Genomic DNA, 26,980 nt, shown 5'->3' on the forward strand with positions numbered 1-26,980 from the left:
GGTACGGTCGCATCAAGCGAGTCGCTTCCTTTGCACGCCTATCCCGCCTCGCAAGGCGCTCGACGAACAGGATTGCCGGCCACTGTGATCGCCCAACCATCGAACCCGACCGCGACAGGCCGGCTCGCGGACGAGGACTCCCGAACCGACGACGCGAAGCTCGCGCGGGAGGTGGCCCGACACTGCGCCGCGTTCCGCGAACCAATTCCCCGGATGGCCCTTCGGCAGGTGGCCGATACGCTGCTGCCCTATCTGATCCTCTGCGCCGTGATGCTCGGCGCGGCGGCGAACGGCTACGCGCTTCTCGCCCTGCCGCTGGCCGTGCCGGCGGGCGGCCTGCTGGTGAGGCTCTTCATCATCCAGCACGATTGCGGGCATGGCTCGTTCCTGCCGTCACGCCGCGGCAACGATGGGCTCGGCCGCGCCCTGAGCCTGCTGACGGTGACGCCCTACGACAGCTGGAAGCGCGCGCATGCCCTGCATCACGCCACGACCGGCGATCTCAGCCGCCGCGGCACGGGCGACGTTCATACCTTGACCGTGCGCGAGTATCTCGCGCTGTCGCGCTGGGGCCGGCTGCGCTACCGGCTCTACCGCAATCCGTTCATCCTGATCGTGCTCGGCTCGCCGATCAACTTCCTCGTCCTGCAGCGCCTGCCCTTCGGCGTGGGGCTCCCGTGGCGGACGGCGTGGCGCGACGTGCTGGCGCTCGACGCCGTGCTCCTCGTGGCTCTGGCGGTGCTGGCGCTCGCGGCTGGCGGCATCGGACCGGTGCTCTGGACATTCGTGCCGGTGATCGCCGTCGCCGCCTGGATCGGCGGCTGGCTGTTCTATGTCCAGCACCAGTACGAGGAGACCGTCTGGGAGGAAGCCGACGCCTGGGACTTCCACCGCGTGGCGCTCGGCGGCAGTTCCTACTACGCGCTGCCGCGGGTTCTTCAGTGGTTCACCGGCAATGTCGGCCTGCACCACGTCCACCACCTCAACAGCCGCATCCCGAATTACCGCCTGCAGGAATGCCTCGACGGCCACGAGGTTCTCGGGCGGGTGGGCCGCCTGACCCTGCGCGACAGCCTGCGCTGCCTGAAGCTGGCGCTCTGGGACGAGGAGGCCCGCAAGATGGTCGGCTTCGCCCGTGTGCGCGGGCTTCAGGCCGCCTGAGGCGCGGGGACGCGGAGCGATCAGGGGCCCGTGGTGCGGACCCCTGGCCGGGCGGATCGGCTATTCCGGCCGCAGCAGGACGTGCTTCTTGCGTCCGAACGAGAGCTTGATCACCCCCTCCGCCGTCAGGTCTTCCGTTCGTAGCACCGCCTTCTCGTCGCTCACCTGCACGTCGTTGACCCGCAGGCCGCCGCCCTTGATCTGGCGGCGCGCCTCGCTGGTCGAAGGGACGAGCTTGGCGTAGTCCGGGCCGAAGGCGGTGAGCACGCCGAGGCCCGTCTCGAGCAATGCGGACGGCACGGGAATCGTCGGCAGGGACTGCGCCAGCGACCCCTCGACGAAGGTTTTCCGGGCGGTCTCGGCGGCGGCGGCGGCGGCCTCCGCGCCATGCATCAGCGCCGTCGCCTCGGTGGCGAGGATCGTCTTGGCCTCGTTGATCTCGGCGCCCTGAAGCGCGGCGAGGCGCTCGATCTCGGGGAGCGGCAGCAGCGTGAACAGCTTGAGGAAGCGGCCGACATCGGCGTCCTCGGTGTTCCGCCAGAACTGCCAGTAATCGTAAGGACTGAGCATCCCGGCATCGAGCCAGACGGCGCCGGCCGCGGTCTTGCCCATCTTGGCGCCCGACGACGTGGTCAGGAGCGGACAGGTCAGGGCGTAGAGCTGCGGCGTGCCCATGCGGCGGCCGAGATCGATGCCGTTGACGATGTTGCCCCACTGGTCCGAGCCGCCCATCTGCAGGCGGGTGCCGAAGCGGCGGTTCAGCTCCACGAAGTCGTACGACTGCAGGATCATGTAGTTGAACTCGAGGAACGACAGCTCCTGGTCGCGCTCCAGCCGCATCCGCACGCTGTCCATCGACATCATACGGTTGACGGAGAAGTGCCGGCCGATGTCGCGCAGCATCTCGATGTAATTGAGCTTCGTCAGCCACTCGGCGTTGTCGACCATGATCGCGCCGTTTCCGCTCTCTCCGAAGGAGAGGAAGCGCGAAAAGGTCTGCTTGATGCCTTCCTTGTTGGCCTCGATCTGCTCCAGCGTCAGGATCTTGCGCGTCTCGTCGCGGCCGGACGGGTCGCCGACGCGCGTGGTGCCGCCGCCCATCAGCACGACCGGCTTGCCGCCTGTCGTCTGCAGCCAGTGCAGCATCATGATCGAGAGCAGGTGGCCGACATGGAGCGAGGCGGCCGTGCAATCGTAGCCGGTATAGGTGGTCAGCCCCCCTTCCGCCGCCAGCGCGTCGATGCCGGCGAGGTCGGAGGCCTGATGGATGTAGCCGCGCTCCTGCAGCACCCGGATGAAGTCGGATTTCGGCGCGAAGCTCTCGGCGGTCATGGTGATCGGTCTCGGATGGTTTGGCGGCGCGACAGGGGCGCGGCCGCAATGCTATCCCGCGAGGGGAAGCGCTCGCGCGCGCTCTTAGCAGGGCAGGCCGCGAAAGGCACGAGCCCGGATTTTGGGGGGACAGGGGCGGCCATGGCGATGAAGCGCGCAATCGGCCTGATGAGCGGCACATCTCTCGACGGGATCGACGTGGCGCTGATCGAGAGCGACGGCGAGCGTATCCGCCTCGTCAAATCCGCCAACGGCCTGGTCGCGCCGCTCGGCCCGACGGGCTATCGCGGCTATGCCGAGGCCGAGCAGGCGCTGCTGCGCGAGGCGACCCGCGACGCGGAAGGGCTGCGGGCGCGCACCGACCGGCCGGGACGTCTCGCGGAGGCGGAAGACTTCGTCACCCGCGCCCATGCCGAGGCCATCGAAGCGTTCCTGGCGGAGCACGACCTTCGGCCCGAGGATATCGACGTCGTCGGCTTCCATGGCCAGACGGTGATCCACCGGCCGAAGCTCGGCCTCACGGTCCAGATCGGCGACGGTGCGGCCCTGGCCGAGCGTCTCGGCATCCGCGTCGTGTCCGATATGCGCGCCAACGATGTGGCGCAGGGCGGGCAGGGCGCGCCGCTGGTGCCGGTGTTCCACAAGGCGCTGGCCGAGGCCGCAGGCTTTGCCGGGCCGCTCGGCATCCTCAATATCGGCGGCCTCGCCAACGCCACCCTGATCGATTCCGGCGGCAACATGCTTGCCTTCGATACCGGGCCGGGCAACGGGCCGATCAACGACTGGATGAAGGAGCGCACGGGCCGGGATTTCGATGAGAACGGCGCCACCGCCGCCCGCGGTACGGTGGACGAAAACCTGCTCGAGAACCTGCTCGGCCATCCGCTGATCCTGCGCACGCCGCCGAAATCGCTGGACCGCAACTGGTTCTCGCATCGTCTCGCCGGCTATCTCACGGTCGAGGACGGCGCGGCGACGCTCACCGCCTTCACGGCTCACGCCGTCGCCCGCAGCCTCGCCTTCGCCGGAGAGCGCCCGACCCGCTGGATCGTCGGGGGCGGGGGCGCGAGGAACCGGACGCTGATGGCGATGCTGGAACGGCTCCTCGCGGCGGAAGTGCTGAACGCCGACGCGATCGGCTGGTCCTCCGACTTTCTCGAAGCCCAGGCCTTCGCCTATCTCGCCCTGCGGGCGCTGGAAGGCCTGCCGCTCACCTATCCGACGACCACGGGCGTCAGCGAACCGGTCACCGGTGGGATCGTCTCCGAGCCGTGAGCCTCGGCTACGCCCTGCGCCGCATCATCGAGGAATACCCGCTCGCCCGGCTCGACCCGCCCGCGAGGCATCCGCTCGCGCACGTGATTCGAAAAGCCGCGCCGGACGAGCTGCGCCGGGTCCTCGCACCCCTCGACGGGCCGTTCCTCGTCAAGGGTAGCCCCGGCCGCGGCAGCCATTGGGCCGCGGTGCCATGGCTTGCGGTGTTCGACCCCGCCGTGACGACGAGCGCCACCCGCGGCTACTACCTCGTCTACCTGTTCCCGGCGCATCGCGAGGCGGTGCATCTCTCGCTGGCGCAGGGGACCGTGGCGGCGATCCGCGAGCACGGACCGCGCTCGGGCGAGCACCTGCGCGCCGGCGGGGCCCGGCTGCGGGAACGGCTCTCGGATTTCTCAGATGTCCTGCCGGTCCCGACGATCACGCTCGGCAGCGCGGGCGAGTTGCCCGAGGGCTACGAGGCGGCCCACATCCTCGGGCTGACCTACGATCTCCATGAACTCGGTGACGAGCGGCGGCTGCGCGCGGATCTCGCCAGCGGCATCGCCGCCTACCGGGCGCTGAAGGCGCGGGGCGGGCTCCGACTCTGAAGCAGGGGAGGCGCCGCAGCCAAAAGCTGGCCCTTCGCGGCATCCCGCGCTAAGGCACGCGCGCCATGTCGCACAACACCTTCGGCCACCTGTTCCGCGTCACCACCTTCGGCGAGAGCCACGGGGTGGCGCTCGGCTGCGTGGTGGACGGGTGCCCGCCCGGCCTGGCGCTGGAAGCCGAGGAGATCCAGGCGGAACTCGACCGGCGCAAGCCCGGCCAGTCGCGCTTCACCACGCAGCGGCGCGAGCCGGATCAGGTGAAGATCCTGTCCGGCGTGTTCAGCGACGACCGCACCGGCGGGCGACAGCTCACCACCGGCACGCCGATCGCGCTGATGATCGAGAACACCGATCAGCGCTCGAAAGACTACTCCGAAATCCGCGACAGCTACCGCCCCGGCCACGCCGACTTCACCTACGACGCCAAGTACGGCATCCGCGACTATCGCGGGGGCGGGCGCTCCTCCGCCCGCGAGACCGCCGCGCGGGTCGCAGCCGGCGCCGTCGCCCGCAAGGTCATCCCCGGAATCACCATCCGCGCCGCCCTGGTACAGATGGGGCCGCACGCGATCGACCGCGCGAACTGGGATTGGGAGCAGGTCGGCCAAAATCCGTTCTTCTGCCCCGACGCGAAGGCGGCAGCGCTCTACGAGACCTATCTCGACGAAATCCGCAAAAGCGGCTCCTCGGTCGGCGCGGTGATCGAAGTCGTGGCCGAGGGCGTGCCGCCCGGCCTCGGCGCACCGATCTACGGCAAGCTCGACGCGGATCTCGCCGCTGCGATGATGTCGATCAACGCAGTCAAGGGCGTCGAGATCGGCGACGGCTTCGCCGCCGCAGCACTCCGCGGCGAGGAGAACGCCGACGAGATGCGCGCCGGCAATGATGGCCGCCCGCGCTTCCTCGCCAACCATGCCGGCGGCATCCTGGGCGGCATCTCGTCGGGCGAGCCGGTGGTTGTCCGGTTTGCGGTGAAGCCGACCTCCTCGATCCTGACCCCGCGCCAGAGCGTGAACCGCGACGGGGCCGAGATCGATCTCATCACCAAGGGCCGCCACGACCCCTGCGTCGGCATCCGCGCCGTCCCCGTCGCCGAGGCGATGATGGCCTGCGTGCTGGCCGATCACCATCTGCGCCAACGCGGGCAGATTGGGCTAACTCGCACGACCGCATCCTCAAATTTTTAGATTGAAGGCTTCTTCTGTGCCGAGACTGGGAGACTTCAGCATTAGTAGAAACCTGTCGGCAGGAATTTATGTTGACAAAGAAAAAATCGTAAATCTCTACAAAGCAATGAAGCGCGCTTGCAAAGAGGATGTTGAAATTTCGATCAAATTCACAGATGGGTTTGTTGCGACCAGCAAAAATGTTGATGAGATATTCGAAGATACCTATCTTAGCTCAGTAAAGATCAAGGAAATTTCCCTTGCATCATATAATTTCAAAGATAAGATTTTGTCTAGAGTTGATTTTAGTAATAATTTCTTCTGGGTCGTCAGTTATGACTGTGAAGGCACAAAGGCGTTTTGCCTTGAAATGAAACAAGACATAGAGAATATTATTAATAATATGAAGACATGGTATTCTTGGATATACCGGCTCGAGCCTTATGTTTGGATTTTTCCGATCATTGTCATAGGGACACCCTTATTTATTGCATTAAACCAAAAAAATACCAATGAACTTCTGGTCATATTGAATTTTTTCTCGAGCGCGTCCATCTCACTTTTCGTAGCAAATTTTTTGTCAAAATTGTTTCTGCCAAGAATCATATTCAATATTGGAAGAGGTTTAGGTACCCATCTCTGGCGCAAGAAGATATCGTCGTTCATATTCACTACAATAATAGCATCAATTATAATCGGAATTTTTGTAAATTATCTCAGCAGCAGGTTTTTACAGTAATACCCGCCATGCTCTCCGACAGGTAATACATCAGATGACACAAAGCAGCGTCACCGAGGCCATCGAAGCCTTCGCCCGCGGCGAGATCGTGGTCGTCACCGACGACGACGACCGCGAGAACGAGGGCGACCTCGTCGTCGCCGCCTCGCTCTGCACGCCGGAGAAGATGGCGTTCATCATCCGCAACACCTGCGGCATCGTCTGCGCGCCGATCACTCTGGCCGAGGCGCGCCGTCTCCATCTCGACCCGATGGTGGCGTCGAACGACGCGCCGCTCGGCACCGCCTTCACTGTGACGGTGGATGTGCGCCACGGGCTCACGACCGGCATCTCGGCCGAGCAGCGTTGCAACACGGTGCGCGCGCTCGCCAACGGCAATATGGGTGCGGGCGACTTCGTGCGGCCGGGTCACGTCTTCCCGCTTATCGCCCGCGACGGCGGGGTTCTGATGCGCTCCGGGCATACGGAGGCGGCGGTCGATCTGTGCAAGCTGGCGAGTCTGCCGCCGGTCGGCGTGATCTGCGAACTCGCCAACGACGACGGCACCGTGATGAAGGGGCCGCAGATCGACACGTTTTCCGAGCAGCACAGCCTCAAGCGGGTCTCGGTGGCCGATCTCATCGCCTACCGGCAGGCCCGCGACCGGCTGGTCGAGCGGGTCGGCACCTTCCCGGTGAAGACCGAGTTCGGAGCGATGACCGGCTACGCCTATGTCACGCCGTTCGAGCCAATCCAGCAATTCGCCTTCGTTCACGGCGCCATCGGCGACGGACGCAACATGCCGGTGCGCCTGCACCGCTCGAACGTCGTCGCCGACGTGATCGAGGGCGGGCGGCAGATCGATTCGGTGATGCGCCGCTTCGCCAAGGAGGGCCGGGGCATCCTCGTCTATCTGCGCGACGGCACCGCGGGCGTGCCGCTCAACCGCTACGCCGAGGAGGGCGCCGAGGCCCAGCGCGTGCGCCAGTGGCGCGAGGTGGGCCTGGGCGCGCAGATCCTGCGCGACCTCGGCGTCGTCTCGATCCGCAACCTGTCCTCCTCGACGCGGTCCTATGTCGGCCTGTCGGGCTTTGGCATCGAACTGGTCAGCGAGGAGCCGCTGGAGGGCTGAAGGCCGGCGGCCCCGCGGCCCCTTGCGGGCAAGCGTGGCCGTTCCCAGTTCCTTTTCGAGGCGGCTCCCTCGCCGCCGGTGGCGGAAAAGGAGCGTGCATGGTCCTCGTCCCCTGTCCCGCCTGCGATCGCCGCGTCTCGGAGAAGGCGTTGGCCAGCCCGTCCTGCGGGCATCCCGGCCGTGCCTCCGAGCGGCACGGGGTCGTGCCCGCGCTGAGCCGCGTCGCCGGAACCTATGTGTCCGCGAATGCCGTGACCGGGGCGATCCTCGGCAGCGTGATGTTTCTCAGCGTCGCCGCCGTGCTCATCACCCTGATCCTGGCGCACCGGTAGGCAAAACAGCGGGGGCGGTCCCGTCACCGCCCCATCAGCGCATCCATGTGGGCGGCGACCGAGCGGGCGAGGCCGTCGAGGCTGTAGCCGCCCTCCAGGATCGACACGACGCGACCGCCGGCATGGCGGTCGGCCACCTCCATCAGCCGCCGCGTCGCCCAGCCGAAATCCGCCTCGTCGAGCTGGATGTTGGCCAGCGGGTCGAGCTTGTGCGCGTCGAACCCCGCCGAGATCACGATCAGGTCGGGCTCGAAGGCCTCGAGCCGCGGCAGGATGCGCGCCTCGAACGCTTCGCGAAACAATTCGCTGCCGTCGAACGCCTTGAGCGGCGCGTTGACGATGGTGTCGTGGTCGCCCCGCTCACCCGTGGCGCCGGAGCCCGGAAACAGCGGCATCTGGTGGGTCGAGGCGTACATCACGGTCTTGTCGGCCCAGAAGATATCCTGCGAGCCGTTGCCGTGGTGGACGTCCCAATCCACCAGCGCGACGCGGACGGCACCGAACGCCGTCTGAGCGTGGCGGACGGCGATCGCTGCGTGGTTGAACAGGCAGAAGCCCATGGCGCGGTCGCGTTCGGCGTGGTGGCCGGGCGGGCGCATGGCGACGAAGGCGTTGGCGCACTCACCCTTCATCACCGCATCGACGGCGTGGTTCGACCCGCCGATGGCGTGCAGGCAGGTGTTGAGCGAGCCCGGCGACATCAGCGTGTCGCCGTCGATCTGAAAGAAGCCCTCGTCGGGCGAGGCCGCGACGAGGGTCTCGACGTAGGACGCGGGGTGGACGAGTTCGGCGACCGAAGCCTCCGCCTTCGGGGCGTGGCAGCGCACGAGGGCGGCAAAGCGCTCATTCTCGAGGGCGCGCTCGACCGCCTGCATGCGGGCCGGCCGCTCCGGATGGCCGGTCGGGACCACGTGTTCGACCGCGCTCGGATGGGTGACGTACAGGGTGCTCAGGGCCGTTTCTCCCGGTGCCCAAGACGGTGATGCCCTTCGGGCGCCCGCCTCGTCACGTGCCGCCCTGCGAAAGCGGGGCGAGCGTGTTGTTGCCGATGCGGTGCGCCCGATCTTGCGCCGGACCTGCCACCGCCCTTGTTTTCTCGAACTTGTCGATCTTGTCGCCCGTGCGCAATAACGCAAACCGGGACAGGGGCCCGGATCGATCTCGTCCACAACCGGCCGTATCGCGGTCCAAGCTTGGCCACAAACGCGCCTTCAACCTGCGGTGGCTTCCTTCGAACGACCGGCCACCCGCCATGCGCCCTTCGCCCGCCCTCGCTCTTCTCGTGGGCCTCATACCCCTGGCAGCCTGCCAGTCGCAGACGGCGCAGGTCGCATAACCCGTCCCCATCGTCGCCGAACGGCCCGCCGTTCCGCCGCTGCCTCCGGGGCCGGAGCGGGATGCCGCCTGGATGAAGCTCGCGCCGAAAGCGCCCCTCGATCCGGCTCTGGCCCGCACCACCGTCGATTTCGCGACTCGGGAGCCCGTCGGCACCCTCGTCGTCGAGACGGCCGAGCGGCGGCTCTACCTCGTGCAGCCCGGCGGCAAGGCGATGCGCTATCCCGTCTCGGTGGGGCGGGCGGGGCTCGCATGGACCGGGAGGGCCGAGATCGACCGCAAGCTCGAATGGCCGGACTGGAACCCGGCCCCGGAGATGATCGGCCGCCACCCGGATCTGCCGCCGCGCCTGGAGGGCGGCCCGTTCAGCCCGATCGGCGCCCGCGCGCTCTATCTCGCGCAGAACCGGCGGGACACGCTCTACCGCATCCACGGCACCAACGAGCCGGAGACGATCGGGCAGGCGGTCTCCTCCGGCTGCATCCGCATGCTCAACGAGGACGTGATGGACCTCTACGGGCGCGTGCCGGTCGGGACGAAGGTCGTGGTTCGCTGAAGAGAGTCTTACTTCGAACAAGCAAGCTTTTCGAAAGGCTCAATCGTGAGCAGCCGTTTACCTGAACACGGGTTCAGATTTGGCCATTAACCTCTTCGAGCGCTGTCGGTCCGTAATGTCAGCACAGACACGGACGAACACCGGCGACAACGAGCTCGAGAGGAACCAGACCATGACCAACACTGCGCTTGAACTGTTCTGCACCCGCATCGTCGATGCCGGCAGCCTGAACCAGGACGATGTTCGCGAACTCGCCCGCGACATCCTCCCCGACGGCATCATGGGCCGCGAAGAGGCCGACCTGCTGCTGGCGCTGGACCGCGCCGTCGCCGACACCCACGAAGGCTTCTCCGCCTTCGTCACGGCGGAAGTCGTGAACTTCGCCGTCTACGGCGAGCGCCCCACCGGCATCATCACCCGCGAGATGTCCGCGTGGCTCGCCGCCTCCATCGCCGGCCGCAAGGGCCCGACGGCGCTCGGCAGCCGCATCGCCATGGAGATCGTGCGCGAGGCCGAGACCAGCGACGAGACGCTGATCGCCTTCGCCCTCAAGGCCAAGAGCGCGACCGCCAAAAGCGCAACGGCCAAGGCCGTCGCCTGCCCCACCGGTCGTATGCCCTGCGCTGCATGATGAATTCAGTTTTGAGCCCAGATGCACCCACGGCATCGGCCCCGCGGCCAGCATCCGAGCACCATCGAAATTCGAATTGACGGCCCCTCAATCGGATTTCACCGAAGCTGGCCTTTTGGGGAGTGCAGCACAGCTTCCGTCTCCCGCGTAAGTGCTTTATCGGGATGCGTTCGGGCTTGCCTTCGGGAGGGGCAGGTCGGGACAGTCTCCCTCAAGAAGCGGCTGCGATGTTCGATAAGATCCTGATTGCCAACCGGGGCGAAATCGCCTGCCGCATCATCAAGACGGCCCGGAAGATGGGCATCAAGACGGTGGCGGTCTATTCGGACGCCGATCGCGATGCGGTCCACGTCGCGATGGCCGACGAGGCGGTGCATATCGGCCCGGCGCCCGCCGCGCAGTCCTACCTTCTGATCGAAAAGATCATCGACGCCTGCAAGCAGACCGGCGCCCAGGCGGTCCATCCGGGTTACGGCTTCCTCTCCGAGCGCGAGGCGTTCCCGAAGGCGCTGGCGGAAGCCGGCATCGTCTTCATCGGTCCCAATCCCGGCGCCATCGCCGCCATGGGCGACAAGATCGAGTCGAAGAAGGCCGCAGCGGCTGCGCAGGTCTCGACGGTGCCGGGCTTCCTCGGCGTGATCGAGAGCCCTGAGCACGCCGTGACCATCGCCGACGAGATCGGCTATCCCGTGATGATCAAGGCGTCGGCGGGCGGCGGCGGCAAGGGCATGCGCATCGCCGAATCGGCCGACGAGGTCGCCGAGGGCTTCGCCCGCGCCAAGTCCGAGGCCTCGTCCTCCTTCGGCGACGACCGCGTCTTCGTGGAAAAATTCATCACCGACCCGCGCCACATCGAGATCCAGGTGATCGGCGATAAGCACGGCAACGTGATCTATCTCGGCGAGCGCGAGTGCTCGATCCAGCGCCGGAACCAGAAGGTCATCGAGGAGGCGCCGTCGCCGCTCCTCGACGAAGAGACCCGCCGCAAGATGGGCGAGCAGGCGGTCGCGCTGGCCAAGGCCGTGAATTACGACTCCGCCGGCACCGTCGAGTTCGTCGCCGGCCAGGACAAGTCGTTCTACTTCCTCGAAATGAACACCCGCCTGCAGGTGGAGCACCCGGTCACCGAGATGATCACCGGGCTCGACCTCGTCGAACTGATGATCCGGGTGGCCGCCGGCGAGAAGCTGCCGCTGACGCAGGATCAGGTGAAGCTCGACGGCTGGGCGGTCGAGAGCCGCGTCTATGCCGAGGATCCGACCCGCAACTTCCTGCCCTCGATCGGCCGGCTGACCACCTACCAGCCGCCGGAGGAGGGCCCGCTCGGCGGGGCGACCGTGCGCAACGATACCGGCGTGGAGGAGGGCGGCGAGATCGCGATCCACTACGATCCGATGATCGCCAAGCTCGTGACCTGGGCGCCGACCCGCCTGGAGGCCATCGACGCGCAGGCGACCGCGCTCGACGCCTTCGCCATCGAGGGCATCCGCCACAACATCCCCTTCCTCGCCACCCTGATGGCCCATCCCCGCTGGCGCGACGGCCGGCTCTCGACGGGCTTCATCAAGGAGGAGTTCCCGGACGGCTTCATCGCACCCGAGCCCGAGGGGCCGGTGGCTCATCGGCTCGCGGCGGTGGCGGCGGCGATCGACCACAAGCTCAACATCCGCAAGCGCGGCATCTCCGGCCAGATGCGCGACCCGAGCCTGCTGACCTTCCAGCGCGAGCGCGTGGTGGTGCTCTCCGGCCAGCGCTTCAACGTCACCGTCGATACGCAAGGCGACGACCTCCTCGTCACCTTCGACGACGGCACGACAGCCGCGGTGCGCAGCGCGTGGCGCCCCGGGGCGCCGGTCTGGAGCGGTACGGTCGGCGATCAGTCGGTCGCGATCCAGGTGCGCCCGCTCCTCAACGGCGTGTTCCTGCAGCATGCGGGCGCGGCGGCAGAAGCGCGGGTCTTCACCCGCCGCGAGGCCGAACTCGCCGACCTGATGCCGGTCAAGGAGAATGCCGGCTCCGGCAAGCAGCTCCTTTGCCCGATGCCCGGCCTGGTCAAGCAGATCATGGTCAGCGAGGGCCAGGAGGTGAAGAACGGCGAGCCGCTGGCCATCGTCGAGGCGATGAAGATGGAGAACGTGCTGCGCGCCGAGCGCGACGGCACCATCTCCAAGATCGCCGCGAAAGAAGGTGACAGCCTCGCGGTCGATGCGGTGATCCTGGAATTCGCCTGATCGGCAGAACACGCCTGCCATCGTGAGCGAAGCGGTCCGGCGGCGCGACGATTTCGCGATCTGCCCGACCGCTCTCCCTCGGCCGAACGTCCGGACTGACGACGCACGACGAGGATCGGGGGCGGATCGCCTCGGTCTTCGACCGCATCCGCCGGAGAGCGGGCACGCCCCTCCATCCGCCCTCAAGGATATGCCGCTCTATTTCGCCTACGGCGCCAACATGGACGCCGCCGCCATGGCCCAGCGCTGCCCGGCCTCGCAGCTGATCGGGCGCGGGCGCTTGCCGCGGCACCGCTTCATCATCATGCGGGAGGGCTGGGCCTCCGTGGTGCGCGCGCCGGGCGCCACGGTGTGGGGCGTGCTGTGGGAACTGGCGCTCTCCGACGTGCCGGCCCTCGACCGCTACGAGGGTGTGGCCGGCGGCCTCTACGTGAAGGCCTATCAGCCGATCGTCACCGATGGCGGCACGAAGCGCGCCCTGATCTATCTCGGCCGCAGCGGAGCCGGCGGCCTGCCGCGGCCGGGCTATCTCGAAGCCGTGCTCGCGGCGGGGCAGGCGGCTCAACTGCCGGGGCCCTACCTCCAGGAGATCCGCGGCTGGCAGCGCCGAACTCCGGCCTGACCCGCGCATCGCGCACGGCTCGAAGCGACCCCTGGTACTTGCACTGCGCGACTTTCGGCTGGAAGCTCCTCGGCAGCCCGCTATCCGCCGTGCTGCTTCGGCATATTTCGTCGGCAGCGTGCTCTTCGTCTCGCTGGCGTGGTATCTCACCGGCCGTCCGCAGGCGGCAGCCGCGCGCCGCACCGAGGCCGCGCCGGCCTCCGCCGCCATGGCCACCCGCTAGCCGGAAGCGCGAGGCTCTCGGCTCCGGCACGGAACCGGGAGTCCCCTCCATCGTGAGCACCGACGACAAGACCATCCGTGTCGTGATCCGCGGCCGCGTGCAGGGCGTGTCCTACCGCGCCTGGACAAAGAAGCAGGCGGACCGGCACGGCGTCGCGGGCTGGGTCCGCAACTTGCCCGACCGCACCGTCGAGGCGCTGTTCTCGGGCCCCACCGAGGCGGTCGATGCGCTGCTCGCCGCGTGCCGGCGCGGTCCGTTCGCGGCGCGCGTCGACGGCATCGAGGTAAGCGAGGAGGCCGAGGCCGCTCCGAGCGCGGGTTTCAACATCCGCGCCTAGACAGGTCGAGGGCTTGCCCACCGAGCCGCCGGCCTGTAGCCGCCGGGGCAGCACGCCCACCCGGACCGGCGAGACGAAACCGCGATGACGACGCCCTGACCATGTGGGACCTCCACGCCTTTTCTCCGCTCGACTTCGCGGCGCTCGTCTTCTTCGTGGCGTCCTGGGCCGGCTACAGCTTTGCCGTGCAGCGGCGACGGGGCGACCGGCTGAGCCTCAGCCAGATCATGAACCGGCAGCGGCACAAATGGGCCGTCCAGATGATCACCCGCGACAACCGCGTGGTGGATACGACGATCAACGCCTCGCTTCAGAACGGCACCGCCTTCTTCGCCTCGACCGCGCTGATCGCACTCGGTTCGGTGCTGACACTCTCGCGCTCGGGCGACGACGTGCTCAACCTGTTCTCCGCGCTGCCCTTCGGCGCGGGAACGACCCGGCAGACCTGGGAGATCAAGGTCGCCGGGCTCGCCGTCGTGTTCGTCTACGCCTTCTTCAAGTTCGCCTGGGCCTACCGGCTGTTCAATTACGGCGCGATCCTGATCGGCGCGGTGCCGCCCAAGGGCTCGGGCGCCTCCGAGGCGGTGATGCTCCGGGCGGCCGAGCGGGCCGGCGCGATGAACGTGGCGGCGGGCTCGCATTTCGCCAAAGGCCAGCGTGCTTTCCTGTTCGCGCTGGCTTATCTCGGCTGGTTCGTGAGCGCACCGGTGATGATGCTCGCCACCGCCAGCGTGGTCTGGGTGATGTGGCGGCGCCAGTTCTCCTCGCGGATCCGCGCCTTTCTGCTCGCCGAGGATGACCCACATGGCCGATGAAGCCGCGATCGAAGAGACGATGCTGCGGCTCGTGAGCGAGCGCGGGGCGGACAAGACCTGCTGCCCCTCCGAGATCGCCCGTGCCCTCGGCGGCCCGCATCCGGATGGCTGGAGCCCGCTGATGCAGCCGGTCCGCCGCGTCGCCGTGCGGCTGACGAAGGAAGGCCGGGTGCAGATCATGCGCAAGGGCAAGCCGGTGGAGGATCCGGACGATTTTCGCGGGATCTATCGCTTGAGTCTGCCGCGGGGGTGACGGCGTTTCACGGCGCCGGCAGCACCGCGTCGGTGTAGCCGGTGAGCCGGTAGGCGATCATCCCGATCCACTCCTTTACGCCGATATCGAGTTCCCCCAGACCGGTGGAGGCGAAGCTGGCGAGGCGGTAGGCGTCGCGCGGCCAGTTGGTGCGGTAATCGACCGGATAGGCGGTGACGTCGAACCCGGCCTTGCGGAAGCAGCCCATCGAGCGCGGCATGTGCCAGGCGGAGGTGACGAGGAGCCAGCGCTCGCCGGGCTTCGGTTGCACCATGCGCGCGGAGAACACTGCGTTCTCGTGGGTGTTGCGCGATTGCTGCTCCAGGATCAGGCGGTTGCGTGGCACGCCGAGCGTGTCGGCGTAGCGGCTGACGATCTCGGCCTCCGAGACCGCGTCCTCGCGATTGCTGCCCGAGCCACCCGAGAAGACGAGACGCGCCTGCGGGTAGCGTCGGGCGAGGTCGGCCAGCGCAATGGCCCGCTCGCCCGCTTCGTTGACGGTGATCTGGTCACGGCCGATCGAGGTATCGGCCTCGACCGTCCCGCCGAGCACGACGATGCCGGTGATCGGCGTGCCGTCATCGGTGAAGCTCGGAAACCGGTTCTCCAGCGGCGCCAGCGTCCAGGCCGAGAGCGGCGAGAGCCCGGCGACGAGGAGCCCGACGAAGCCGGCGATCGTGAGCACCCGCCCGACCCCTCGGCCGGCCTCAGTGAAGAGCAGGAGACAGCCGAGGAGCCCGAGCAGGATCAGGAAGTTCGATGGCGTGAGGACGAAGAAGATCAGCTTCGAGAGCGGGAAGAACATCGTCTTCTTTCGTCCGGGGTTCGACACGGCATCCGACACGGGCTGACCTTCGCCGGAAACAGTTCAGGTGAGCGGCAGCGACAGAACGGCCGAGGCGGCGGGCCGTTGCGCGAGCGTGCCCAGCCAGCGGCGGATGTTCGGGCGCTCCTCCCGCTCCAGCGGCAGTTGGAACCAGCGATTCGCCGCGAGCCCCACGGCGATGTCGGCGATGGAGAAAAGCTCGCCCGCCACGTGGGGCGTGTCCGCGAGATGCCGGTCGAGCAGGGCGGCACAGCGCTCGGAGCCGGCGCGCGACGCCTCGATCATCCGCGCGTCCCGCTTGTCGGGGGCCACGCGCACGAGTTGGAGGAAGGCGTCGCGCATCGCCGGGGTGAAGGCGGTGGCCTGCCAATCGAGCCACTGGTCGATGAGCGCGCGGGCACGCGGCGCCTCCGGCAGGGCCAGCGGGCCGCCATGGGCGTAAGCGAGATAGCGCAGGATCGCGTTCGACTCCCAGAGGACGAAGCCATCCTCTTCCAGCGTCGGCACGAGGCCGTTGGGATTCATCGCGCGGTAGCGGGCATCATGGACGATGCCGTGTGCGCCGCCCGCCTCGATATGTTCGTAGGCCAGACCCAGTTCGTCGAGCGCCCAGAGCGCCTTCTGAACGTTTCCGGAGCTGGCCCGCCCCCACAGCTTCAGCATCATCGCACGTCCTCGTCGTCGCTCTCGGGGGGATAGGCGTGAACGGCCCCGCCCGGATCGGTCACCCGCCAGGACTCGCCCGCCTCGTCAAGATAGCCCGGCCCCACCGGCACCTTGCCGTGGCCGCCGGGAATGTCGAGCACGTAGAGCGGCTGGGCGAGACCGGAGAGGCGACCGCGCAAGCTTCGCATCAGCGCCTGCCCCTCCGGCAGCGCCGTGCGCAGATGGCCGGTGCCCGGCGCGAGATCGCCGTGGTGGAGGTAGTAGGGCTTGATCCGGTTCTCGACGAAGCGGCGCATCAGGGCTTCGAGCGTTTCCGCATCGTCGTTGACGCCGCGCAAGAGCACGCTCTGGCTCACCATCGGGATGCCGGCATCGACCAGCCGGGCCATGGCCCCGCGCGCGGCCGGCGTGAATTCGCGTGGATGGTTGGCGTGGAGCGCCACGAACACCGCGCCGGAAAACCCCTTGAGGGCGGCGACCAGGGCCGCATCGACGCGGGCGGGCTCGACCACCGGCACGCGGGTGTGGAAGCGCAGCACCCGCACATGCGGGATCGCGCCGAGCGCCTCGGTGATCGCCGCGAGCCGCCGGGGCGAGAGGGCGAAGGGGTCGCCTCCCGTCACCACCACCTCCCAGATCTCCGGATGCGCGGCGATGTAGCGGTAGGCACCCGCCAATTCCGCCTCGCTGAGCGAACCCTGGCCTTGGGGGCCGACGCGCTCGCGGCGGAAGCAGAAACGGCAATAGACCGGGCAGATGTGGAGCGGCTTCAGCAGCACCCGGTCGGGATAACGGTGGACGATGCCGGGCACCGCCTCATGCGCGTCGTCGCCGATCGGGTCGGCGCGCTCCTCGGGCCGCGTCTCAATCTCCTCCGCGCGAGGGATGAACTGTCGGGCAATCGGGTCGTCGGGATCGTTCGCGTCGATCAGTTCGGCCATGTCGGCGGTCACCGAGACGGCGTAGCGCGCCGCGACCCGCTCCAGGGCGGGGAGGGCAGCCGCGTCCACCAGCCCGGCGCGGGCCAGCGCGGTGACACTCTTCAGGGCGAGGCTCACCGCGACCGATTCCGGGGGACCGGTGTCCAGATCACGTCGTCGATGCGCGGCGCGCCGGTGGCCAGCATCACCAGGCGGTCGAAGCCGAGCGCGATGCCGCTGGCCTCGGGCATGATCGCCAGCGCGTCCAGGAACTCCTCGTCGATCGGGTAGCGCTCGCCGTAGATGCGGGCTTTCTCCGCCATCTCCGCCTCGAAGCGGCGGCGCTGCTCGGCGGGATCGGTGAGTTCGCCGAAGGCGTTGGCGAGTTCGACGCCGCAGGCATAGAGTTCGAAGCGCTCGGCGACCCGCGGGTCGCGCGGGCTCGGCCGGGCGAGCGCCGCCTCGCTCACCGGATACTCGCACAGGATGGTCGGGCGCCCCTGGCCGAGATGCGGCTCGATCAGCCCGACGAGGACGCGGCTGAACAGGTCGGCCCAGCTGTCGTCGGGCGCCACGCGCAGGCCGCGGGTCATCACCGCATCGGCGAGGGCGTCGCGGTCGGTTCCGCCGTCGGGCGAGACCGTGGCGAGGAGATCGATGGCAGCAAAGCGCTGGAAGGCCTCCGCCAGGGTCAGCCGCTCGAAGGGTGCGAACGGATCGGCCTCGCGCCCGCGAAAGGTCAGGCGCTTCACGCCCGCGGTTTCGGCGGCGAGGGCCAAAAGCGCGGCACCGTCCTGCATCAGCGCGTCGTAGCGCTCGCCCGCCCGGTACCATTCGAGCATCGTGAATTCGGGATGGTGCAACGCGCCGCGTTCGCGGTTGCGGAAGACGTGGGCGAGGCTGAACAGGCGCGGTTCACCCGCGGCCAGCAGCTTCTTGCAGGCGAATTCCGGCGAGGTGTGGAGATAGAGCGGCTCGCGCGCACCATCGGGCAGGATCGCTTCCGTGGCGAAGGCCGAGAGATGCGCCTCGTTGCCGGGAGAGACTTGCAGCGCGGCGGCTTCGACCTCGACGAAATCGCGCTCCGCGAACCACGCGCGAAACCCCGCGAGGATGCGGTTGCGGGTGAGCAGCAGCGGCCGGCGGTCCGCATGGAGGCCGGGATGCCACCAGGGCGAAGACTCGTGACTCACGCGAAAACAGCCTCCGGCTGGCAACCGAGCCACGGATAGGGTAGGGCCTCGCGGATGATTCCGCTCATCCGGCCGAGACGCCGGTGAAGAGCCGCCGTTCTCGTCAAGCCAAGGTCCACGCTCGTGAAAGTGATCGCCAGTACCCTTCGTAAGGGCAACGTCGTCGATAAGGACGGCAAGCTCTACGTCATCCTGACGGCGGAGAACATCCACCCCGGCAAGGGCACTCCGGTGACGCAGCTCGATATGCGCCGCATCACCGACGGCGTGAAGATCTCCGAGCGCTACCGCACCACCGAGCAGGTCGAGCGGGCCTTCGTCGAGGACCGCGACCACACCTTCCTGTACCAGGACGGCGAGGGGTATCACTTCATGAACCCCGAGAGCTACGAGCAGATCGCCGTCCCCGCGGACGTGGTCGGCGACGCCGCCCCCTACCTGCAGGAGGGCATGACGGTGACCCTCTCGACCCATAACGGCGTGCCGCTGACCATCGAGCTGCCGCAGCGCATGACCTTCGAGATCGTCGAGACCGAGCCGGTCACCAAGGGCCAGACCGCCTCCTCTTCCTACAAGCCGGCGCTGCTTTCGAACGGCGTGAAGACCTCGGTGCCGCCGCATGTCAGCACCGGCACCCGCGTCGTCATCATGACGGCGGACGGCTCCTACGTGGAGCGCGCCAAGGACTGATTTTCTCTCGGTCGCGGCTCCCTATCCACTCCTCATCCTGAGGTGCCCGCGATAGCGGGCCTCGACGGGTGCTCCAGATCCCGCGCGGCTTCTGGAACACCCTTCGAGGCCTCCGCTTCGCGCCGGCACCTCAGGATGAGGGAGAGGCTTGGGGTTTTTGATCGAAAGATCCGCTCACGGCGGGGCCGCGGTGCCTTCCGCGGCCTCGTAGCAGAGCTGCGAGAGCCCCTGCGCCTTGGCCCGCTCTTCCACGGAATAGGGCTTGCCCGAACCCCAGAGCCCCTCCCGCCGCAGGGCATCGGCGGTGCAGCGGGCGGCGATCCGGCAGGCCTGCGCCTCGCCGCCGGTGCGGGTGCAATTGCCCACGTAATCCTTGCGGAAGCTCGCGAGCCCCGCCTTGGGATGCGGCCCGGTCAGCGTGACGAGGCCGGTGAACAGGGCGAGCAGAGCCGGCTGGTGGACGAGATAGACGGCGAGGCTGTGCCGGCCGGCGAAGGCCGTCCCGCGTGCCACGGCGCTCCGGGCCTGCCAGCGGGCGAGCCACGACCCGGCCAAAGCCGGCCGCGCGATCCGGGCGAGCGCAATCCCGGCCAGCACCATCCCGAACCAGGGAAACAGCGGTACCCAATCGTTGGTGTCCGGCAGCCCCCGGCCGAGGCCGAGGAAGTAGAGTTCCGGCGCGTCGAGCAGGGGATGGGCCACGGCGTGCGGCGCCACCAGCACGGCAGCGGCCGCGAGCGCCGTGACCGGGGCCGGCAGGAACACGAAGGGCAAGCCGAGCACGCTCGAGACGGCGATGCAGTGCAGGATGCCGAAGAAGATATAGCTCTGTGGAAACGCGATCCGCGTCGCCAGGGTGATGAGGAGCGCCGCCCCGCCGATCCGCGCGAGCCGCATGGCGAAGGGCCGCCAGCGTACGCCGTCGCCATTGGCGAGCACGAGGCCGACGCCCACCAGCAGCAGGAACGCGCCGGCGATACCGTGGGCCGCCAGCCGCCCCGACGGAGTCAGCGCGAAATTCTGCGGCGTGAGCTGCAGGAATCCGAGATCCCACAGCCCATGGTAGGCCGCCATCGCCGCGAGCGCCGTGCCTCGGGCGAGGTCGAGGGCATCGATCCGCCGGCTCGAATGGGGGGGCGTGGACGCGGGGGAGGCAGGCATGGCCGCGCCCTATCACCGATCTCCGGTCGAGGCGAAGGGCAGGCGCAACGAGACACGCCCTGTCGCTCAGGCGGCCTTGCGGCCAATCGAATCAGTCCGGCAGGAGACCGCGACCGAGCCGAATTCGGCGCGGGTGATCCTAACCTGTTGTCCGGCCACGCTCTCGCGTCCCGGAACGGCATTCAAATCAATTGAGAGGACGGGCAACCCGGCGCATGCGAGATGCGACATTGGCGCCATGCTTCTGAAAAATGATCATTTGAAGTGTCCCGTTGCCGACCAAACGGGCTTTCCGCGTAATCTGACTTTGTTAACGTAGGCTCGGGATTGCGCCGCGCGATTCGGCACGGGTTGCTTATATGTCGAACGACCACGAACTGAGTGCCGTCGGGCTTCGTATGCCGGAGACGCGAGACCGCGCGATGGAGCGGGAGACCGAGGAGGAACGTCCGGCCGAACTCTTGGAGGTCGCCGGGCGCATCAAGTGGTTCGACGTGTCGAAGGGCTTCGGCTTCATCGTGCCGGATGACGGCTCGGCGGACGTGCTGCTGCACATCACCTGCCTGCGCCGGGACGGGCATCAGGCCGCGAGCGAAGGCGCGCGGATCGTGGTCGAGGCGGTGCAGCGCGCCCGCGGCTGGCAGGCCTTCCGGGTGCTCTCGCTGGATCAGTCAACGGCGCTCCACCCCTCCGAACTGCCGATGGCGCGCACCCACGAAGTCGTCACGCCGACGAGCGGCCTGGAGCGCGCGGTGGTGAAGTGGTTCAACCGCCTGCGTGGCTTCGGCTTCCTCAGCCGCGGCGACGACACGCCGGACATCTTCGTCCACATGGAGACCCTGCGCCGCTACGGCATCGCCGAGTTGAAGCCCGGCGAGGAGGTGCTGGTGCGCTACGGCGACGGCTCGAAGGGTGCTATGGCGGCGGAAGTCCGCCTCGTCGACGGGGCGCTTCCGGCTTCCCATTGACGGTGATCCGCGTGCCCGTGTCTCCCCTCGCGACAAAGCTCCTGCGCATCGCCGCCTGCCTCGCCGCGCTGTCGGCCTTGCCGGTGCTTCCACTCCGCGCGCAAGAGTCGGCGCCCGCCGCCCAGACCGCGACCGAGCCGCTGGGCATCGTCGCCAAGAACGGCCGCCACGCCTTCCAGGTCGAGGTGATGCGCACCGACGCGCAGCGCGCCAAGGGGCTCATGTACCGCCGCTCCATGGCCGCCGACCACGGCATGCTGTTCGATTTCGAGCGGCCGGCGCCGGTCACGATGTGGATGAAGAACACCTACCTCTCGCTCGACATGGTGTTCATCCGTTCCGACGGCTCGATCGCCCGGATCGCCCCGGATACCGAGCCGCTCTCGACCAAGGTGATCCCGTCGGGCGAGCCGGTTCTCGCAGTGCTCGAACTCAACGCCGGGACCGCCGCCAAGCTCGGCATCCGCGCGGGCGACCGGGTCGAGCACCCGATGTTCAAGCGCTAGCCGTGACGGCCCCGGAGCCCGACGATCCGGCCGGGGTCTGGGATGATGCGCTGCGCGCCGCCGCCCTGTTCGCCGCCGACCCGCATGGCCTCGGCGGGATCGTGGTGCGTGCAGGGGCCGGTCCGGTGCGCGACCTTTGGCTCGATCATCTTCGCGCCCTGCTCACGGGCCCGGTGCGACGGATGCCGCCGGGCATCGCCGACGACCGTCTGATCGGTGGACTCGACCTGCCCGCCACTCTCCGGGCCGGCCGCCCGGTGATCCAGCGCGGCCTGCTGGCGGAGGCCGATGGCGGTGTCGTCGTGGTGCCGATGGCCGAACGCCTGGAGCGCGGCGCCGTGGCCCGGCTCACGGGCGCCCTCGACACGGGCATGGTGGCGCTGGAACGCGATGGCCTCGCCGCACGGCTCCCGGCCCGCTTCGGCCTCGTGCTGCTCGACGAGGGGCAGGAGGACGAGACCGTCACTGCGGCGCTTGCCGACCGACTGGCACTCCGCATCGACCTGTCCGGCGTGAGCCTGCGGGACGCGAGAACGCCCCCTTCCCGGGCCGCTGGCGAAGCGGACGCAGCAGCAGGCCCATCCGCGCCCGACCCGACCGCGACCCTCTGCGCCGTCGCGGAGGCCTTCGGCATCGCCTCGCTGCGGGCGCCGCTTCTCGCCCTGCGGATCGCCCGGCTCATCGCCCGGAATGCCGGGCGCGACGAACCGAGCGAGGCCGACCTGATCGACGCCGCACGTCTCGTCCTGGCGGCGCGGGCGACGCGTCTGCCCGCGCCGCCGCAGCCGGCCGAGCAGGAACCGGCGGACCCGCCCCCACCGGAGCCGCAGCCCCCACAGGACGCCGATCGAACCCCCGAGGACGCGCCCGAGCAGGCGGATGCCACGCCAACAGAAGCCGGCGAGACGGTGCTCGACGCGGTCCGTGCCGCCCTCCCGAAGGACTTGCTCGCCCGGCTCCTTGCCGGCGGCCCGCCGCTGCGCGCCGGCGCGGCCGGGCGGATGGGGGCGGCCTCCGCCTCGCCGCTCACGGGCCGCCCGGTCGGCAGCCGTCCCGGCGATCCGCGCCGGGGGCGGCTCGACCTGATCGCGACCCTGCGCGCCGCCGCCCCGTGGCAGCGCCTGCGCCGGGGCGAGGCCGATCCACGCCGCGTCCTCGTCACCCCGGAGGATTTCCGGATTCGCCGGTTGAAGCGGCGCAGCGAGACGACGACGATCTTCTGCGTCGATGCCTCCGGCTCGGCGGCGCTCGAACGGCTGGCGGAGGCGAAGGGCGCCGTCGAATTGCTCCTCGCCGAGGCTTACGTCCGGCGCGACCGCATCGCCCTCGTCGCCTTCCGCGGCGCGCGGGCCGAGACCGTGCTGCCGCCGACGCGCTCCCTGGTCAGAGCCAAGCGCGTGCTCGCGGGCCTGGCCGGCGGAGGCGGCACGCCGCTCGCCGCCGGGCTCGACACCGCCGCCGCCCTGGCCCTCGGCATCCGGCGCGCGGGCGGAAGCCCCGTCATCGTCCTGCTCACCGACGGGCGCGCCAACGTCGCCCGCTCCGGCCTCGGCGGCCGGGCGCTGGCCGGCGAGGAGGCTTTGGCGGCCGCCCGCGTGCTTCGGGTGCAGGCGCTGCCCATCCTCGTGATCGATACCGGCGCCCGGCCCGACGGCGCGCGTGGCCTCGCCGAGGCGGCGCGGGGGCGTTACTGTCCGCTGCCCCATGCCGATGCGGGCAGCGTCAGCGCGGCGGTGCGCGCCGCCACAGCCTGAGGCCCGCTTTGCCCTTGTCCTCCCCCTCGCCCTCCAAAGACGACCGGCCGGATTGGGAGCGCGATGGCCGCGATTGGCCGCACCGGGCGGCGAGCCGCTTCGTGGAGGCCGCAGGCCTGCGCTGGCACGTGCAGGAATTCGGGGAGCCGGATGCACCCGGCCTCCTGCTCCTGCACGGCACCGGCGCCGCGACCCATTCCTGGCGCGGGCTGGCCCCGCTTCTCGCGGAACGGTTCAGGGTCGTCGGGCCCGATCTGCCGGGCCACGGCTTCACCGATCCGCTGCCCCCCCGCCGGCTCTCCCTGCCGGGCATGGCCGAGGCCGTGGGCGACCTCGTCACCGGTCTCGGCCTGAACCCGCGGCTCGCGATCGGCCATTCGGCCGGTGCGGCGGTGCTCGCGCGGATGTGCCTCGACCGGCGCATCGATCCCGACCTGCTGGTCGCGCTCAACGGTGCGCTGACCCCGTTTCCCGGCGTTGCCAGCGTCCTCTTCCCCGGCATCGCCCGGATGCTGTTCCTGAACCCCGTGACGCCGAAAGTCTTCGCCTGGAGCGCCGACCGGGCGGCGGTGCGCCGCCTCATCGACGGCACCGGCTCGCGCCTGGACCCGCAGGGGCTCGACCTCTACCGGCGGCTGTTCACCCGCCCCGGCCATGTCTCGGGCGCCCTCGGCATGATGGCAAACTGGGATCTTCCGGCGCTCGCTCGCGACCTGCCGCGGCTCGAAACCCGCACGCTGCTGGTCGTCGGCGGGGACGACAAGGCGATCAAGCCGGACGATTCCTTCGCCTTGCGTGAGCGGTTGCGGAGCGCGCGCGTCGAATTGCTGCGCGGCCTCGGCCACCTCGCCCACGAGGAGGCGCCGGAGCGGGTTGCGGAGATCATTCTGGCGGAAGCGGAGGCCATTCGCGCCCCGGCACCCTGAGACGCCTCTTGCGTTGACGAAAATCCCAGCCATAGTGTCAACCTATGTTGACACTCGCCGTCAAACCGATTGTCGCGTCCGGCCCCGACGCCCGGCCGCATGCGGTCGTGATCGGGGCCGGCTTCGGTGGGCTGGCCGCGGCGGTTCGGCTCGGGGCGCGCGGCTATCGCGTGACCGTTCTGGAACGGCTCGACCAGCCGGGCGGTCGCGCCCGCGTCCACCGCCAGGACGGCTTCACCTTCGATGCGGGGCCGACCATCGTCACCGCGCCGTTCCTGTTCGAGGAGCTGTGGCGGCTGTGCGGGCGGGACATGCGCGAGGACGTGACCCTCGTGCCGATGCAGCCATTCTACCGCATCCGCTTCGAGGACGGGCAGAGCTTCGCCTATAGCGGCGACCGGGCGGCGATGCGGGCCGAGGTCGCCCGCTTCTCGCCGGACGACGTGCCGGGCTACGAGCGCTTCATGGCCCATAGCGAGGCCGTGTGCCGGATGGGCTTCGAGGAACTCGGGCACGTTCCGTTCGGCAGCCTCGGCTCGATGCTGCGGATCGCGCCGGACCTCTTGCGCCTGTCGGGCCACCGCAGCGTCTACGACGTGGTGTCCCGCTTCATCCGCGACGAGCGGCTGCGCACCATCTTCAGCTTCCATCCCCTGCTCATCGGCGGCAACCCGTTTCGCGCCAGCGGCATCTACTGCCTGATCGCCCATCTGGAGCGGCAATGGGGCGTCCACTTCGCCATGGGCGGCACCGGGCGGCTGGTGGACGGGCTCTGCGGGCTGATCCGGGGGCAGGGCGGCAGCGTCCGCTGCGGCGAGGACGTTTCGCGCATCCACGTCGAGGACGCGCGGGCGACCGGGGTGGTGCTGGCGGGCGGCGAGGTCATCCCCGCCGACATCGTCATCTCGAACGCCGATTCCGCCTTCACCTACGGCACGCTGCTCGGCGGCCGGACCCGGCGCTGGAGCGCGCGGCGTCTGGCGCGCGTCTCGTCCTCCATGGGGCTGTTCGTCTGGTATTTCGGCACCCGGAAGAAGTACCCGGAGGTCGATCACCACATGATCCTGATGGGCCCGCGCTATCGCGGCCTGTTGCAGGACATCTTCGACCGCAAGCACTTGGCGGACGATTTCAGCCTCTACCTCCACCGCCCGACCGCGACCGACCCGCTGCTCGCCCCGCCAGGGCACGACGCGTTCTACGTGCTCGCCCCGGTGCCGAACCTCGATGGCGGCCAGGATTGGGCGCAGCTTGCCGAGCCCTACCGCCAGCGGATCGCCCGCTTCCTCGAAGGCTCGGTGCTGCCGGGGCTGTCGGACGCCCTCGTCACCTCGCGGGTGACGACGCCGCAGGACTTTTCCGACGACTTCCTGAGCTTCCGCGGCTCCGGGTTCGGGCTGGAGCCGGTGCTGACGCAATCGGCTTGGTTCCGCCCGCACAACCGCTCGGAAGACGTGGCGAACCTCTTCCTCGTCGGCGCGGGGACGCATCCCGGCGCCGGCCTGCCGGGCGTGCTGTCCTCGGCGCGTGTCCTCGATTCCGTGGTGCCGGATGCCCGTGTTTGCGCCTGACCCTTCCGCCGCCAGCGCGGCGGACCGTTCCGCCTGCCGGGCCGCGATCCGCGCCGGCTCCAAGAGCTTCTTCGCGGCCTCGCTGCTGCTGCCGCCCTCGGTGCGGGTCTCGGCCTACGGCCTCTACGCCTTCTGCCGCCTCTCCGACGACGCGGTGGACGAGGCAGGAGGCAACCGCGCCGCAGCGCTTGCCCGCCTGGAGCGACGGCTGACGGCGGCCTGTGCCGGCCGGCCCGACAACCACCCGGCCGACCGGGCCCTCGCCGAGGTGCTCGCCCGCCACGCCATCCCGGACGCGCTGCCGCGGGCGCTGCTCGAAGGGCTGGCCTGGGATACGCAAGGCCGGCGCTACGACACCCTGCCGGAGCTGGCCGCCTACGCCGCCCGGGTCGCGGGCGCGGTCGGGGCGATGATGACGCTGGTGATGGGGGTGCGCGACGGCCCCGCGCTCGCCCGCGCCTGCGACCTCGGCGTCGCCATGCAATTCACCAACATCGCCCGCGACGTCGGGGAGGATGCCCGCGCCGGGCGTCTCTACCTGCCGCGCGCGTGGCTCGACGCGGCGGGCATCGACGCGAACGCCTTCCTCGCCGAGCCTCGGCTCGGCCCCGGGCTGCAACGGGTGGTGGCCGATCTGCTGGCGGCGGCCGACGAACTCTACGCCCGCGCCGAGCCCGGCATCGCCGCGCTCCCCTTGAGCTGCCGCCCGGCGATCCGCGCCGCCGGCCTGATCTACGCGGAGATCGGCCGTGCCGTGGAGGCGAACGGGCTCGATTCGGTCACGCGGCGCGCCCGCGTCACCGGTGCGCGCAAGGCCGGGCTTCTGGCCACCGCCATCCTGCCCGCGGGCGGCGGCCGGGGGTTGTCGGCGCCGCCTTTGCCCGAGACCGCCTTCCTCGTGGAGGCCGTGTCGCACCATCCGGTCCCGGCCGCGCGCCGCCTGCCGCCGTGGTGGAACGTGTCGGGGCAAGTCGTGCGGGTGCTCGACCTGATCGAGGCGCTGGAAGAGCGCGACGCCTTCCGCCGCTCGGCCGCGTCGTAAGGAAAACGAGCAGGATCCCCTCTCCCTGCGCGGGGAGAGGGCATGCAC

The 26,980-nt window shown here is 69.2% G+C and carries 27 protein-coding genes; 20 read left to right on the top strand and 7 right to left on the bottom strand.

Translation table 11 applies throughout. The features are described from left to right. Positions 1–84 precede the first annotated feature (84 nt). A complete protein-coding gene (locus E4V01_RS13405) occupies positions 85–1,161 on the top strand; it encodes a fatty acid desaturase (protein ID WP_135298676.1) in 1,077 nt (358 codons plus the stop codon). 60 nt (positions 1,162–1,221) lie between these two features. Here the strand turns inward: E4V01_RS13405 and tyrS are convergent, their stop codons facing one another. Next, positions 1,222–2,493 carry a tyrosine--tRNA ligase gene (gene tyrS / locus E4V01_RS13410; protein ID WP_135298677.1) on the bottom strand — a complete coding sequence of 424 codons (1,272 nt, stop codon included), beginning with the start codon at positions 2,491–2,493 and terminating at the stop codon, positions 1,222–1,224. Between the two features lie 141 nt (positions 2,494–2,634). Between tyrS and E4V01_RS13415 the strand changes: the two genes are divergently transcribed. The 5 genes from E4V01_RS13415 to E4V01_RS13435 all read left to right on the top strand — a co-directional run bounded on the left by E4V01_RS13415 (position 2,635) and on the right by E4V01_RS13435 (position 7,706). Continuing rightward, on the top strand, positions 2,635–3,768 hold the full coding sequence (locus E4V01_RS13415; RefSeq protein ID WP_135298678.1) for an anhydro-N-acetylmuramic acid kinase: 1,134 nt from the start codon (positions 2,635–2,637) through the stop codon (positions 3,766–3,768). Then, complete coding sequence (locus E4V01_RS13420; protein WP_135298679.1) at positions 3,765–4,358, top strand: DUF3578 domain-containing protein; 594 nt, start codon at positions 3,765–3,767, stop codon at positions 4,356–4,358. The genes E4V01_RS13415 and E4V01_RS13420 overlap by 4 nt, the downstream gene beginning before the upstream one ends. 65 nt (positions 4,359–4,423) lie before the next feature. Further along, positions 4,424–5,545, top strand: a complete 1,122-nt coding sequence (gene aroC, locus E4V01_RS13425) for a chorismate synthase (RefSeq protein WP_135298680.1) — start codon at positions 4,424–4,426, stop codon at positions 5,543–5,545. A 752-nt stretch (positions 5,546–6,297) separates the two neighbouring features. Beyond that, the gene (gene ribB / locus E4V01_RS13430) at positions 6,298–7,374 is read left to right on the top strand and encodes a 3,4-dihydroxy-2-butanone-4-phosphate synthase (protein WP_135298681.1); all 1,077 of its coding nucleotides are present in this window, start codon (positions 6,298–6,300) and stop codon (positions 7,372–7,374) included. Between the two features lie 98 nt (positions 7,375–7,472). Beyond that, positions 7,473–7,706: a hypothetical protein gene (locus E4V01_RS13435; protein WP_135298682.1), complete on the top strand. Its 234-nt coding sequence runs from the start codon at positions 7,473–7,475 to the stop codon at positions 7,704–7,706. Positions 7,707–7,729: 23 nt separating this feature from the next. Here E4V01_RS13435 and E4V01_RS13440 read toward each other — a convergent pair whose 3' ends face one another. Then, positions 7,730–8,659: a histone deacetylase family protein gene (locus tag E4V01_RS13440; protein WP_135298707.1), complete on the bottom strand. Its 930-nt coding sequence runs from the start codon at positions 8,657–8,659 to the stop codon at positions 7,730–7,732. 455 nt (positions 8,660–9,114) lie between these two features. Between E4V01_RS13440 and E4V01_RS13445 the strand changes: the two genes are divergently transcribed. From E4V01_RS13445 to E4V01_RS13480, 7 genes are all read left to right on the top strand, one after another. Beyond that, positions 9,115–9,597: a L,D-transpeptidase gene (locus E4V01_RS13445; RefSeq protein WP_371688521.1), complete on the top strand. Its 483-nt coding sequence runs from the start codon at positions 9,115–9,117 to the stop codon at positions 9,595–9,597. A gap of 172 nt (positions 9,598–9,769) precedes the next feature. Further along, complete coding sequence (locus E4V01_RS13450; protein WP_135298683.1) at positions 9,770–10,228, top strand: hypothetical protein; 459 nt, start codon at positions 9,770–9,772, stop codon at positions 10,226–10,228. 227 nt (positions 10,229–10,455) lie between these two features. Further along, positions 10,456–12,459, top strand: a complete 2,004-nt coding sequence (locus E4V01_RS13455) for an acetyl/propionyl/methylcrotonyl-CoA carboxylase subunit alpha (RefSeq protein WP_135298684.1) — start codon at positions 10,456–10,458, stop codon at positions 12,457–12,459. 190 nt (positions 12,460–12,649) lie between these two features. Next, positions 12,650–13,081 carry a gamma-glutamylcyclotransferase family protein gene (locus tag E4V01_RS13460; RefSeq protein ID WP_003599285.1) on the top strand — a complete coding sequence of 144 codons (432 nt, stop codon included), beginning with the start codon at positions 12,650–12,652 and terminating at the stop codon, positions 13,079–13,081. Between the two features lie 275 nt (positions 13,082–13,356). Continuing rightward, entirely contained in the window at positions 13,357–13,641 is a 285-nt protein-coding gene (locus tag E4V01_RS13470; protein WP_135298685.1) for an acylphosphatase, read from the top strand. Between the two features lie 101 nt (positions 13,642–13,742). Next, on the top strand, positions 13,743–14,456 hold the full coding sequence (locus E4V01_RS13475; RefSeq protein WP_060770394.1) for a DUF599 domain-containing protein: 714 nt from the start codon (positions 13,743–13,745) through the stop codon (positions 14,454–14,456). Beyond that, entirely contained in the window at positions 14,446–14,709 is a 264-nt protein-coding gene (locus E4V01_RS13480; RefSeq protein WP_083530858.1) for a DUF3253 domain-containing protein, read from the top strand. Before E4V01_RS13475 ends, E4V01_RS13480 begins: the two co-directional genes overlap by 11 nt. 7 nt (positions 14,710–14,716) lie before the next feature. Here the strand turns inward: E4V01_RS13480 and E4V01_RS13485 are convergent, their stop codons facing one another. The 4 genes from E4V01_RS13485 to epmA all read right to left on the bottom strand — a co-directional run bounded on the left by E4V01_RS13485 (position 14,717) and on the right by epmA (position 18,314). Next, positions 14,717–15,514 carry a YdcF family protein gene (locus tag E4V01_RS13485; RefSeq protein ID WP_060770396.1) on the bottom strand — a complete coding sequence of 266 codons (798 nt, stop codon included), beginning with the start codon at positions 15,512–15,514 and terminating at the stop codon, positions 14,717–14,719. Positions 15,515–15,577: 63 nt separating this feature from the next. Then, complete coding sequence (locus tag E4V01_RS13490; RefSeq protein ID WP_135298686.1) at positions 15,578–16,201, bottom strand: glutathione S-transferase family protein; 624 nt, start codon at positions 16,199–16,201, stop codon at positions 15,578–15,580. Next, positions 16,198–17,259 (bottom strand): lysine-2,3-aminomutase-like protein, encoded by a 1,062-nt coding sequence (locus E4V01_RS13495; protein ID WP_135298687.1) that lies wholly within the window; start codon positions 17,257–17,259, stop codon positions 16,198–16,200. The genes E4V01_RS13490 and E4V01_RS13495 overlap by 4 nt, the downstream gene beginning before the upstream one ends. Continuing rightward, on the bottom strand, positions 17,256–18,314 hold the full coding sequence (epmA, locus tag E4V01_RS13500; protein WP_135298688.1) for an EF-P lysine aminoacylase EpmA: 1,059 nt from the start codon (positions 18,312–18,314) through the stop codon (positions 17,256–17,258). Before epmA ends, E4V01_RS13495 begins: the two co-directional genes overlap by 4 nt. A 123-nt stretch (positions 18,315–18,437) precedes the next feature. Here epmA and efp point away from each other — a divergent pair, with 123 nt between their 5' ends. Continuing rightward, complete coding sequence (efp, locus tag E4V01_RS13505) at positions 18,438–19,004, top strand: elongation factor P (RefSeq protein WP_003599274.1); 567 nt, start codon at positions 18,438–18,440, stop codon at positions 19,002–19,004. A 174-nt stretch (positions 19,005–19,178) separates the two neighbouring features. Here efp and E4V01_RS13510 read toward each other — a convergent pair whose 3' ends face one another. Then, positions 19,179–20,165 (bottom strand): heparan-alpha-glucosaminide N-acetyltransferase, encoded by a 987-nt coding sequence (locus E4V01_RS13510; RefSeq protein WP_135298689.1) that lies wholly within the window; start codon positions 20,163–20,165, stop codon positions 19,179–19,181. Positions 20,166–20,587: 422 nt separating this feature from the next. Here E4V01_RS13510 and E4V01_RS13515 point away from each other — a divergent pair, with 422 nt between their 5' ends. Genes E4V01_RS13515 through E4V01_RS13540 form a run of 6 tightly spaced genes read left to right on the top strand, consistent with a single transcriptional unit; the run spans position 20,588 to position 26,932 of the window. Further along, positions 20,588–21,133: a cold-shock protein gene (locus E4V01_RS13515; protein ID WP_193763202.1), complete on the top strand. Its 546-nt coding sequence runs from the start codon at positions 20,588–20,590 to the stop codon at positions 21,131–21,133. Next, positions 21,130–21,639, top strand: coding sequence for a DUF192 domain-containing protein (locus tag E4V01_RS13520; RefSeq protein ID WP_135298690.1), 510 nt, complete (start codon positions 21,130–21,132; stop codon positions 21,637–21,639). Before E4V01_RS13515 ends, E4V01_RS13520 begins: the two co-directional genes overlap by 4 nt. Before the next feature lie 2 nt (positions 21,640–21,641). After that, a complete protein-coding gene (locus tag E4V01_RS13525; RefSeq protein ID WP_135298691.1) occupies positions 21,642–23,393 on the top strand; it encodes a magnesium chelatase subunit D in 1,752 nt (583 codons plus the stop codon). A gap of 14 nt (positions 23,394–23,407) precedes the next feature. Then, positions 23,408–24,319 carry an alpha/beta fold hydrolase BchO gene (bchO, locus tag E4V01_RS13530; RefSeq protein ID WP_135298708.1) on the top strand — a complete coding sequence of 304 codons (912 nt, stop codon included), beginning with the start codon at positions 23,408–23,410 and terminating at the stop codon, positions 24,317–24,319. 44 nt (positions 24,320–24,363) lie between these two features. Next, complete coding sequence (locus E4V01_RS13535; RefSeq protein WP_135298692.1) at positions 24,364–25,890, top strand: phytoene desaturase; 1,527 nt, start codon at positions 24,364–24,366, stop codon at positions 25,888–25,890. Continuing rightward, a complete protein-coding gene (locus tag E4V01_RS13540) occupies positions 25,871–26,932 on the top strand; it encodes a phytoene/squalene synthase family protein (RefSeq protein ID WP_135298693.1) in 1,062 nt (353 codons plus the stop codon). Before E4V01_RS13535 ends, E4V01_RS13540 begins: the two co-directional genes overlap by 20 nt. The last annotated feature ends 48 nt before the right edge of the window (positions 26,933–26,980 follow it).

Origin of the sequence: Methylorubrum sp. Q1 (assembly GCF_004683995.1) — a bacterium.
In the GTDB taxonomy this organism is placed as follows: domain Bacteria; phylum Pseudomonadota; class Alphaproteobacteria; order Rhizobiales; family Beijerinckiaceae; genus Methylobacterium.